This window comes from Pseudomonas edaphica (genome assembly GCF_005863185.1).
Classification (GTDB): domain Bacteria; phylum Pseudomonadota; class Gammaproteobacteria; order Pseudomonadales; family Pseudomonadaceae; genus Aquipseudomonas; species Aquipseudomonas edaphica.
Window position 1 is genome coordinate 1 of sequence record NZ_VBVZ01000169.1, and the last position, 11,007, is coordinate 11,007.

Sequence of the window (11,007 nt, forward strand, 5' to 3'; positions counted from 1 at the left end):
ACCCGAATGCGGCTGGCCGCTGGTTGTTCGCTCATCAATCGCTACGCTCAAAAATATTAAGGATCGGCAAACAACGGCCGATAAAAACAACAGTCAGGTATTTTGCCAGAGCTGAGCGTCGACCGAGAAAAATGTCAGACATTCTTCCCCTAACCATCGGTGTACTGCCGACCCACAACCACTACGGCCTGCGCAATACTCAAGCGCTGGCTGGGGTGAGCCATGTGTGGCAGGACTTCTTCGCCCGTGCGTTGGCCGAGCAGCTTGGCGATACGCCGGGTGCGCTGGCGGCCAAAGCCCCGGCGCCGAGGGACCCGGCGGTAGAACCCAGCGAAGGCGCCGACCTGTTGTCACAGATCCTCACCCAGCGTGAATGCGACGTACACGACACCGAGGTCGCCCCGCCGGAGCCGCTGTTCCTGCCCATCGCCGAATTTGAAACCGAGCTGCTGCCGCCGCCTGCCACGCCGTTCCCGGCAGAAGAAATCATCGCCCAGCAGCGCCAGCAAAACTTCGAAAGCGGCTGGGTCCGCCCGATTGTGCTCAATGCCGGCAACCCGCCGCCTGAGCCTGGCCCGGCGCCGCAGCCCCAGCCGCTGCACCTGCCGATTGCCGAATTCGAACTGGACCTGCTGCCACCGCCTGCCACGCCTTACCCGGCCGAGGAGCTGGTGGCGCAACAGAAGGCGCTGGACTTCGATTATCACTGGGCGCGCCCGCTGGTCCTCAACAACCTGCGCCTGGCGGCCTGATTCAGTCTTTGAAAAAACCGTTGGCCTGGCTGAACGGCATCTTGCGTTCAGTGAAGGTAAAAGTGCCCAGCTCATACACCTCCTGCGCCGCCCGATAGAACTCGCCATACGCCGCCAGCGCCATGGCTGAGCCGACACTGATGCGGCGCACGCCCATTTCGCTCAACTGCGCCACGCTCAGGTTCAAACCACCGGACATCAGCACATTTACCGGTTTGGGCGCCACCGCCTTGACCACCGCAAGCACTTCTTCGGCACTGCGCAAGGCGGGAGCGTAGAGCACGTCCGCCCCGGCTTCGGCGTAGGCTTGCAGGCGGCGAATAGTGTCAGGCAAATCCGGGCGACCATGCAGGAGGTTTTCTGCACGGGCGGTGAGCGTAAAGGCAAATGGCAAGCTGCGGGCAGCGGCGACGGCGGCTTCCACGCGCTCCACCGACAGGTCAAACGGATAGATCGGGTCGACCGCAATGCCTGTGGCGTCTTCGATAGAGCCACCCACAATACCGCTGGCCGCGGCGCGCAGGATGGTCTGGGCGCAGCCTTCGGGGGTGTCGCTGAAGCCGTTCTCCAGGTCAGCCGCCACCGGCAGCGCAGTGGCCCGCACGATCGATGACGCATTGGCCAAGGTGTCTTCAAGGGATAATGCGCCTTCCGCATCCGGTCGCCCGAGGCTGAACGCATAGCCCGCACTGGTCGTGGCCAACGCCTCAAAACCCAGGCTGGCGAGCATGATGGCGGAGCCGGCGTCCCACGGGTTGGGCATCACGAATGCGCGGTCACGCTCATGCAAGGCCTTGAAGGTTTCGGCGCGAAGGGTTTGGGCATCCATGGCTGACTCCTGTCGGAAAAAGGAGCCCTAGAGTAACCCCAGTTGCTCCGCTGCGGGTTCCCGATGCAAGGTTGGCAGCGCTGGCAACCCCGGCAAACGCAGCATCAACTGTTGGTGAAAGCGCAGCGCCAGTTGCGCGGCGAGGCGGTTATCCGAGGTGTGCAGGAACACATAAGGCGTGCGCCCCTCTTCGATCCAGCCAGCAATTTTTTCTACCCACGGGACCAGGAACGGGTCATTGGCCTCCAGTTCCGGATGGCCGATGAAGCGCACCTGGGGAAATTGAGTCAACGCCGCCGGCCGTGTTGGTACCTTGGGCTTTTTCGATTGGGCGTGCAGCACGGCCGCCGACGTTGAAGTGCAACTGAACAGCGCACGTGGATCGAGGCAAATACGCTCCACGCCACGGTCGCGCAACAGCCGGTTGAGCCTGCGCTCGGCATCGCCCTTGGCGAAGAACTCAGGGTGACGCACTTCCACGGCCAGCGGGCGTTCCAGGCCGTCAATGAAACCCGCCAGTTCGCCCAGGCGTTGCGGCGAAAAGCTCGCCGACAATTGCAACCACAGCGGCGAAACCCGCTCGCCCAAAGGGCTCATCAAGCCGACAAAACTTTCCGCTGCCGGCAATTGCTCGCGCAAGTCGCCGCCGTGGCTGATGTCTCCGGGGAATTTGGCGGTGAAGCGAAAACCCTCAGGCATGATTTCAGCCCAGCGCTGCACCGTGGCGGCCGAGGGGCGGGCATAAAAGGTGGTGTTGCCTTCAACGGCGTTAAAGACCTGGGAATACAGGGCAAGGTAGTCGCTGGAACGGGCATCGGCCGGGTACAGGTACTCGCGCCAGGCGTTTTCACTCCAGGACGGGCAGCCGATGTAGTAAGGCAGGCGCATCAGATGTGGATGTCGAGACCCAGCACTTCCATATCCCATTCGACAAAGCCGGCGGTGGTCAGGTAGCTGGCCAGCGCGGTGGCGACGCTTTTGCTCATGGAACGGGGGAAGACCATGTCTTGCTGACGGGCAGGAAGGCCACTGATGCGTGCAGCGCCAGAACCTTGGGCACTGGGTTGCGACTCTGACTGAACCTCGATGAAGTCCGGCGAATCTTCGACGGACTCGTCTACCGTGACGTTCGCCTTGCGCGGCTTACGCTTGAGTGGGTAGGACTGTGAGGAAAAGCCGTCTATACGCATACATGCAGACTCGGTATCAATGATGGCAATTTAGCGGCACTTTCCGTGGTGCGCAAATGCTCTGGTGATAACTAGAACACATAATTTGTAAAAGGTTTACAAACCGGGGCAAATTCTGACGATTGGGGATTTTTGCTCCAAATTGCCAGCATTTTTGACGTCAAATAATCCCGCGTTCAGCCTTGGTTTGCGCAACTTTATCGCGCAGATAAACCGGTGCAGCCTGGTCGGCCGAAATCGCTTCGCCGCGCTCGAAAGCGAAACGTGCCAGGGTCAGCAAGTCTTCGGCGTGGGGCAACATGGCAGCGTCCTGCCCCGCCAATTGCACAGGGATGCGCTCGCCATAACCCCAGCCAGTACCGGCACCAAACCAATCGCCGCTGGCGTCAGCAGGCAACACCGACGATTCCGGAGGCTGTACGGCTTCCACGCCCACCAGACGCATTTCGCCAGCGGTTTCGCGGTAGCAGCCCCAATACACTTCATCCATGCGCGCATCAATCGCCGCCGCCACCTGCGAGGCGCCGTGTTCACGCAATGCACGCTGGGCCAATACCGCAAGGTTGGACACCGGCAACACCGGGCGCTCCAGCGCAAAGGCCAGGCCTTGCACTACGCCGATGGCGATACGCACGCCGGTAAAGGCACCCGGGCCACGCCCGAAAGCAATCGCGCCCACGGCAGACAGCGTGGTGCCCGCCTCTTCCAGCAGTTGCTTGATCATCGGCAACAGCTTCTGCGCATGCAGACGCGGGATCACCTCGTAGTGGCTCGTTACCTTGCCATCGTGCAGCAAGGCGACGGAGCAAGCTTCAGTCGCGGTGTCCAGGGCCAGCAGGGTGCTCATCGGTGTAGGTGTCCAAGTCGAAAAAAAGTGCGCCAGTATAAACAACAACGGCCCGCAAGCGGGCCGTTGTACGCAAAGCCGATCGAAGGATCAGCTCAGTGCTTCAAGCACCTTGGCAGTGATGGATTCTACCGAACCCACGCCAGGGATGTGGCTGTACTTCGGCTTGCCTTGGGCAGCCGAAAGCTTCTGGTAGAAATCCACCAGCGGCTTGGTCTGCGAATGGTAGACCGACAGGCGATGGCGCACGGTTTCTTCGGTGTCGTCCTTACGCTGTACCAGGTCTTCACCGGTCACATCGTCTTTACCTTCAACCTTTGGCGGGTTGTAGACGATGTGGTACACGCGGCCCGAGCCTTCGTGAACGCGACGGCCCGCAATACGCTGAACGATTTCTTCGTCTTCAACTGCGATTTCAACCACAGCGTCCAGCTCAACGCCGGCTTTCACCAAGGCTTCCGCCTGGGGAATAGTGCGTGGGAAACCGTCGAACAGGAAACCGTTCTTGCAATCTTCCTGGCTGATGCGTTCCTTGACCAGGTTGATGATCAGGTCATCGGAGACCAGGCCGCCGCTGTCCATTACGCTCTTGGCGATCAGGCCCAGTTCGGTGCCAGCCTTGACGGCGGCACGCAGCATGTCACCGGTGGAGATTTGTGGAATGCCGAATTTTTCAGTGATGAACTTTGCCTGAGTACCTTTACCGGCCCCGGGAGCTCCCAGCAGAATGACGCGCATCGATGTGCTCCTCAATTTTTTATAGAGATGACGCTCGGATTCGCCGCGTGGGGCCAATCTCGTAAAAATGTGGGTCCTGGCCGATCAAACGGCCAAAGGCTGATCAAGATACACAGCAGGCTCTATCCATACAAGCCGCCAAAAGTCGCAAGAACCGCGCCCGCCATGCAGTCATAGGTAGGGTATGCCTGAGTGCAACCCCGCCTCCTAAACGCCGACCGCCCGTTTCCGGGCGGCCGTCGTTGTTTATCTGCAAGCCATTGAGAACACGCAGAAAACCTCAGCCAGTGTTGCGCAAACCGGCGGCAATACCGGCTACAGACACCAGCAGCGCCTGTTCCAGAGGGCTGTCCTGCGCCGCCTCCTGCTGGCGCGAGCGTGCCAGTAATTCGGCCTGCAACAGGTGCAGCGGGTCGAGGTAGGTGTTGCGCAGGCGAATGAACTCAAGCGTGTCCGGGCTATGGGCCAGCAGTTGCGACTGGCCGGTCAGGCCAAGTACCACGTCGCACGCCTGCGACAATAGGTCGCGTAAGTGCGCACCCAATGGCAGCAGGTCCGGCTGCACCAAACGCTCGTCATACAGCCGCGCGATGTCGGCATCGGCCTTGGCCAGTACCATCTCGAGCATATCGATGCGGGTGCGGAAGAACGGCCATTGCTCGCGCATCTGCCCCAACAGCTCACCTTCGCCACGCTCCAGCGCCTTGCTTAATGCCGCTTCCCAACCAAGCCAGGCGGGCAGCATCAGGCGGGTTTGGGTCCAGCCGAAGATCCATGGAATCGCGCGCAGGCTCTCGATACCGCCCGCACGGCGCTTGGCCGGGCGACTGCCCAATGGCAAGCGGCCCAACTCCTGCTCGGGTGTGGACTGGCGGAAGTATTCGACGAACTGCGGATTTTCCCGCACCACGGCGCGGTAAGCACTGACACCGTCTGCTGCCAATTCATCCATCAGATGCCGCCAGGCCGGCTCAGGTGGCGGCGGTGGCAGCAGCGTGGCTTCGAGCACGGCAGCCAGATAAAGGTTGAGGTTCTGCTCGGCAATGTCCGGCAGGCCGAACTTGAAGCGGATCATCTCGCCTTGTTCGGTCGTACGGAAACGCCCCGCCACCGAGCCTGGCGGCTGCGACAGGATCGCCGCATGCGCCGGGCCGCCGCCACGGCCAACGGTGCCGCCGCGACCATGGAACAACAGCAACTCCACCTGTTGCTCGCGGCAGATATCCACCAGCCGTTCCTGCGCCCGGTACTGTGCCCAGGCAGCGGCGGTGGTGCCGGCGTCCTTGGCCGAGTCCGAATAGCCGATCATCACTTCCTGTGGGCCTTGCAAGCGCGCGCGATAACCCGGCAATTGCAGCAGACGCTCCATCACCGGCCCGGCGTTATCCAGGTCGGCCAGGGTTTCAAACAGCGGCACCACGCGCATCGGCCGTTGCACGCCCGACTCTTTAAGCAACAGTTGCACGGCCAGCACATCCGACGCGGCACCCGCCATGGAAATGACATAAGAACCGAGTGATGCAGCCGGTGCGGCGGCGACTTCCTTGCAGGTGTTCAACACTTCGGCGGTGTCTGCCGACGGTTTGAAATAACCCGGCAGCAGCGGTCGGCGATTGGTCAGCTCTTTGCTCAGGAAGCTGATGCGCGCTTCTTCGTCCCAGTCTTCATAACGGCCCAAGCCCAGGTAATCAGTGATTTCGGTCATGGCCGCCGAGTGACGACTGGAATCCTGACGCACGTCCAGGCGCACCAGGAACAAACCGAAGGTCACGGCACGGCGCAGGCAGTCGAGCAACGGGCCATCAGCGATCACGCCCATGCCGCACTCATGCAGCGACTGTTAGCACAGCTCCAACGCGTCATGCAGGTCGCGGTTGTTTTGCAACACATCGGCAGGCGCAGGCGTGCTGGCGGTCAGTGAGGTATGCGCCCATTGACGCGTGGCGCGCAGGCGTTCGCGCAGTTGCTTGAGCAAGGCACGGTAAGGTTCGACGCTATCACCGACCTTGGCCTGCAATGCAGGGCTGGCCTGCTGCATCGACAGCTCGGACGCCAGATGATCGACATCTCGCAGGTACAGATCCGCCGCCATCCAGCGCGCCAGCAGCAACACTTCGCGGGTGACCGGCGCGGTGACATTCGGGTTGCCGTCACGGTCGCCGCCCATCCACGAAGCAAAGCGGATCGGCGCCGCCTCAAGTGGCAGGCGCAGGCCGGTGGCGGCGTGCAAGGCCTGGTCGGCCTTGCGCAAATAATTGGGAATGGCATGCCACAGCGAATGCTCGATCACCGCAAAGCCCCACTTGGCTTCGTCTACCGGCGTGGGCCGGATGCGGCGGATCTCTTCAGTGTGCCAGGCTTCGGCGATCAGACGCTGCAAGCGCTGGCGAATCTGCTCGCGCTCGGCGCTGGTGAGGTCGCGGTGATCCTGCAACGCCAGCTGTGCGGCAATCGCATCGTATTTCTGGATCAAGGTGCGGCGCGCCACTTCGGTCGGGTGGGCGGTGAGCACCAGCTCAATCTCCAGGCGCGCCAACTGACGGGCCAGGGACTCATTGCTGTGACCTTCGCTTTGCAGGCGCGCCAGCAACTCCGGTAATACGCGAGACTCGAAGGGCGCTGGTTGCGATTCATCGCGCCGATGGATCAGTTGGTACTGCTCGGCGATATTGGCCAGGTTGAGAAACTGGTTGAAGGCCCGGGCCACGGGCAGCAATTCATCTTCCTGTAACTGATTGAGGCGGGTGCTCAGCTCATCGCCAGCACCTCGTCTGTCAGCCTTGGCGCCTTTGCGGATCTGCTCGATCTTGTCGAGAAAAGCATCGCCGTACTGCTCTCGAATGGTGTTGCCCAGCAGCTCACCCAGCAGGTGAACATCCTCACGCAAGCGTGCATCGATATCACTCATCAGCCAATCTCCAGCCAGAAATCCGGGACGCGCAGGCCTTCCAGAGTGCCGCCCGCGTCAGTTTCTGACAAGACACTTTAAACCTTGCGACTTGCAGCTAGTCTCAACAGTGAGTCGTCGTGTTACCCACGCAGGCGACTGGACACCCATCACCGCCTGCCATCGCGGGCTTATTGAGGTTGCCATGAAAATTCGAGAACTGGCCCAACATTGGGAAGAGAACGCCAAGGGTCGCCTGACCAAAACCGAGTACGCGATCCACTTGGACGTCGAGTCCGCTGCGCGCCTGGCCGCTATCGCCGAGATGTACCCCAAGCGCAGCACCGAAGAATTGCTCGGCGAACTGATCGGCGCGGCCCTTGAAGAGCTGGAAGCGAGCTTCCCCTACATCAAGGGCCAGCATGTGATCGCCACCGATGAAGAGGGTGACCCACTGTACGAGGACGTCGGCCCGACGCCGCGCTTTCTGACTCTGTCACGCCGCTATCTGCATGATTTATCAGCCACCGCCGATAAACAGCAACACTGACAAACCTTCGACACCCCCCGTTTAACCCCTGTATTCCGGGCCTCACAGAGGCTCGGAGTACCTCTGCGCAACGCGAAAGTTCAAACTTTTAAACGCTGACCAAACAGTCAGATATTTTTTTAGGCAAATCGCCATCTCCGCTGAACTTTTGAAAAAACGCTCCGGTCACAACCAGTAAGCCATCACTTGGAACGGCCGTTTGAAAAGGGCATTAGGTGCTTTACCGCCGAGCCTGCAACCGCCAACCAATGAAGTGGATTTTGATTTTTTCAGGAGTTATCCAATGGAGTTGAAGACGATGAAGACCAGCACTGCCAAATCCTCGTTTAACCATCTGCGCGGGCTGAAATTGGCCGCGCTGGCAATCGGCACCAGCTTCGTTCTGGCGGGCTGCGCCGGCAACCCTCCGACCGAGCAATACGCCGTGACCCAGTCCGCCGTAAACAGCGCAGTCAGCGCCGGCGGCACCGAGTACGCAGCGGTAGAAATGAAGTCGGCCCAGGACAAGCTCAAAGCTGCCGAACTGGCCATGCATGACAAAAACTACGACAAAGCGCGTCAACTGGCTGAGCAAGCCGAGTGGGATGCCCGAGTCGCAGAGCGCAAGGCCCAGGCTGCCAAAGCTGACCAGGCTGTGAAGGATTCCCAGAAAGCTGTGCAGGAACTGCGTCAGGAAGGCATGCGCCCGGCTGTTATCAAACAGCAATAAGCCGCCGCCACTGATTGCACTGCACCCGATATCGAATTGAAAGGACGACACGACTATGCGTAAACAATTGATGATCCCTGCCCTGCTGGCGATGAGCGTTGCTCTGGCGGCGTGCTCCACCCCGCCGAACCAGAACCTGGAAAACGCACGGACCAACTTCTCGGCCCTGCAATCCAACCCGCAAGCCACCAAGGTAGCGGCGCTGGAAACCAAGGACGCGCAGGATTGGCTGGACAAGGCTGACAAGGCCTACCGCGACAAGGAAGACGAGAAGAAGGTCGACCAACTGGCCTACCTGACCAACCAGCGTGTGGAAGTGGCCAAAGACACCATCTCGCTGCGTGAATCCGAAGCCAAGCTGAAAAACGCCGGCGACGAACGTGCTCGCGCCCTGCTGCAAGCCCGTGATGCACAGATCAAGCAACTGCAAGACAGCTTGAACGCCAAGCAGACTGATCGCGGCACTCTGGTGACCTTCGGTGACGTGCTGTTCGCCACCAATAAGTCCGACCTGAAATCCAGTGGCCTGGTGAACATCACCAAACTGGCTCAGTTCCTGCGCGACAACCCGGACCGTAAAGTGATCGTCGAAGGCTACACCGACAGCACCGGTTCGGACTCGTACAACCAGAGCCTGTCCGAGCGTCGTGCCGCTTCGGTACAACGTGCACTGGCTCAACAAGGCGTGGATATCTCGCGCATCGTGACCCAGGGTTACGGCAAGGAATACCCGGTTGCCGACAACGGCAGCGTTTCGGGCCGTGCCATGAACCGCCGCGTTGAAGTGACCATCTCCAACGACAACCAGCCAGTCAAGCCACGCTCTTCCGTTGCTAACTGATTGATTGACGCAGGATGAAAAAACCACCGGAAACGGTGGTTTTTTTTGCTTCAGAATTGGATCTGACGGTTGCTGTCGTCGCCGCCCGCCAGCTCGAACTCCGTGCGCCGCCTGGTTTCGTCCTGCTCCTTTTGGGAAAGCTCTGCGTCCCACTCGCTGAACTCATCCAAACTTTGCTGCGCCCGGGCCATATCCAACATCCTGTCTATCGCAGCAATATTCACCGTAACTCTCCCTTGGCTGGCCATTCATAAGTTATCCATCAGCAGCGCTGACAAGCCCTTAAGTGGCATCCTACGGAATACGGTTCCAGATATTTCAGTATCGCTGCATTGAAGCGCTTTACTCTTGAAGTTGCGGGGTTTCCTGGCCCATGCAACGCACGGCTTGTTTCTTGTTATTGACCAGTACGCCGCTCAAGCCTTTCTGTTCGGTATCAAACATCACCAATACGCCATCAATGCATTGCGCCACCTGCGCAGCCGGAGTCAGCGAGACCTTGTAGTCCTCGCCCGGCACGGTCTTGAGCATGGTGAAGTCGCTGAGCAACAAGGCATCTTCCGGCTTGGCGAAGTGCAAGTAGCCGTAAAACCACAGGCAGCCGACGGTGCCGATGATGGTGCCGATGCCGGTGAGGATCAGCGGGATCATGTTGCGTTCTTCGCTCATTGCGGGCTCTCTGATGAATCAACTTTAGGAATAGGGTAATTCGGTATCTCGCCCAGGCGGCGCAGGCCATTGAAGTGCTGCGGGTCGTCCAGATAGCGCAGCATCACGGTTTGCCAGGTCTTGTCGGCGAAGGTCTGCACATGGCCGCCACGGGTCAACTGCAACACCCTCGGCGGCGGCGCGGCCTGATACAGGCGAATGCCGTTGGCCACCGGCACAATCGGGTCATCCAGGCTGTGGAACAACAGCTTGGGCACGCCGGTAAGCTGGGGCATGGCATTGATCGCACTGTCGGCGTCGGGCACCAGCCACGACAGCGGCACCTGAAACGGCCATGTTAACCAGGAGGTGCTGAGGGCGAATTGTCCTACATCACGATAACTGGCGGGCACGCCGTCCAGGACCAGGGCCTTGAGCTGGGCTTGGCGCTGCGGGTGTGCCGCCAAGTAATGCACCGCCAGCGCACCGCCCAGGCTCTGGCCCAACACGATCAGCGGCTGGCCTTGGGTTTCAGGGGCCTTGTCGATCCAGCCGAATGCGGCATCGATGTCCTGATACACCGCCGGCAAGGACGGCTTGCCTTCAGACAGGCCATAACCGCGATAGTCCAGCAACAGCACTTGATAGCCCTGCTCCGGCAACCACCAGCTGCCACCCAGATGCCAGGCCAGGTTGCCGCCATTGCCGTGCAGGTGCAGCACCGTGCCTTTGAGCGGCACACCGGGTTTGGCCGGCAGCCACCAGGCATGCAGCTTTACGCCGTCGGCGGTGGTGAGGGTGACGTCGCGATAGGCCAGGTGGGCTTTTTCCGGCGTGAACGGCAGGCCGGGTTCGGGGTAGAACAGCAGTGAGCTGCAGCCGTTTAAAGTGAGTAGCAGGCAAAGAATGCCGAGGATTCTCATCCGTTGAAGCCTCGCTGATAGGTTGTACTCATTTCTCAAGAACCAATGAGATCAAATGTGGGAGCTGGCTTGCCTGCGATAGCGGTCTTTCAG

The 11,007-nt window shown here is 60.3% G+C and carries 12 protein-coding genes and 1 pseudogene; 4 read left to right on the forward strand and 9 right to left on the reverse strand.

What is annotated here, in order from left to right:
- Positions 1–131 precede the first annotated feature (131 nt).
- Entirely contained in the window at positions 132–752 is a 621-nt protein-coding gene (locus FEM54_RS13400) for an energy transducer TonB (protein WP_138451325.1), read from the forward strand.
- A 1-nt stretch (position 753) separates the two neighbouring features.
- Here the strand turns inward: FEM54_RS13400 and FEM54_RS13405 are convergent, their stop codons facing one another.
- The 6 genes and pseudogenes from FEM54_RS13405 to ppc form a co-directional block, all read right to left on the reverse strand.
- Positions 754–1,581, reverse strand: a complete 828-nt coding sequence (locus FEM54_RS13405) for an isocitrate lyase/PEP mutase family protein (protein WP_138451327.1) — start codon at positions 1,579–1,581, stop codon at positions 754–756.
- Positions 1,582–1,608: 27 nt separating this feature from the next.
- Complete coding sequence (locus FEM54_RS13410; RefSeq protein ID WP_099548543.1) at positions 1,609–2,469, reverse strand: DUF72 domain-containing protein; 861 nt, start codon at positions 2,467–2,469, stop codon at positions 1,609–1,611.
- Positions 2,469–2,771, reverse strand: a complete 303-nt coding sequence (locus FEM54_RS13415) for a hypothetical protein (RefSeq protein ID WP_017137114.1) — start codon at positions 2,769–2,771, stop codon at positions 2,469–2,471. The genes FEM54_RS13410 and FEM54_RS13415 overlap by 1 nt, the downstream gene beginning before the upstream one ends.
- A gap of 160 nt (positions 2,772–2,931) precedes the next feature.
- Positions 2,932–3,618 (reverse strand): tRNA (adenosine(37)-N6)-threonylcarbamoyltransferase complex dimerization subunit type 1 TsaB, encoded by a 687-nt coding sequence (gene tsaB / locus FEM54_RS13420; RefSeq protein ID WP_138451329.1) that lies wholly within the window; start codon positions 3,616–3,618, stop codon positions 2,932–2,934.
- A 90-nt stretch (positions 3,619–3,708) separates the two neighbouring features.
- Complete coding sequence (gene adk, locus FEM54_RS13425; protein WP_056857561.1) at positions 3,709–4,356, reverse strand: adenylate kinase; 648 nt, start codon at positions 4,354–4,356, stop codon at positions 3,709–3,711.
- A gap of 280 nt (positions 4,357–4,636) precedes the next feature.
- Positions 4,637–7,264, reverse strand: a pseudogene (gene ppc / locus FEM54_RS13430) (phosphoenolpyruvate carboxylase).
- Positions 7,265–7,448: 184 nt separating this feature from the next.
- Here ppc and FEM54_RS13435 point away from each other — a divergent pair.
- The 3 genes from FEM54_RS13435 (at position 7,449) to lptF (ending at position 9,343) form a co-directional block, all read left to right on the forward strand.
- Entirely contained in the window at positions 7,449–7,793 is a 345-nt protein-coding gene (locus FEM54_RS13435; RefSeq protein WP_099548541.1) for a pilin assembly protein, read from the forward strand.
- A gap of 283 nt (positions 7,794–8,076) precedes the next feature.
- Positions 8,077–8,502, forward strand: coding sequence for a DUF4398 domain-containing protein (locus FEM54_RS13440; RefSeq protein ID WP_017137109.1), 426 nt, complete (start codon positions 8,077–8,079; stop codon positions 8,500–8,502).
- 55 nt (positions 8,503–8,557) lie between these two features.
- Entirely contained in the window at positions 8,558–9,343 is a 786-nt protein-coding gene (gene lptF / locus FEM54_RS13445; protein WP_017137108.1) for a lipotoxin F family OmpA-related lipoprotein LptF, read from the forward strand.
- 50 nt (positions 9,344–9,393) lie between these two features.
- On the opposite strand, the gene FEM54_RS34015 is transcribed toward lptF, so the two are convergent.
- From FEM54_RS34015 to FEM54_RS13455, 3 genes are all read right to left on the reverse strand, one after another.
- Positions 9,394–9,567, reverse strand: coding sequence for a hypothetical protein (locus FEM54_RS34015; protein ID WP_157786501.1), 174 nt, complete (start codon positions 9,565–9,567; stop codon positions 9,394–9,396).
- 118 nt (positions 9,568–9,685) lie between these two features.
- Positions 9,686–10,012: a PA3694 family proteiin gene (locus tag FEM54_RS13450; RefSeq protein WP_017137106.1), complete on the reverse strand. Its 327-nt coding sequence runs from the start codon at positions 10,010–10,012 to the stop codon at positions 9,686–9,688.
- Positions 10,009–10,914 carry an alpha/beta hydrolase gene (locus FEM54_RS13455; protein WP_138451331.1) on the reverse strand — a complete coding sequence of 302 codons (906 nt, stop codon included), beginning with the start codon at positions 10,912–10,914 and terminating at the stop codon, positions 10,009–10,011. Before FEM54_RS13455 ends, FEM54_RS13450 begins: the two co-directional genes overlap by 4 nt.
- Positions 10,915–11,007: the final 93 nt, after the last annotated feature.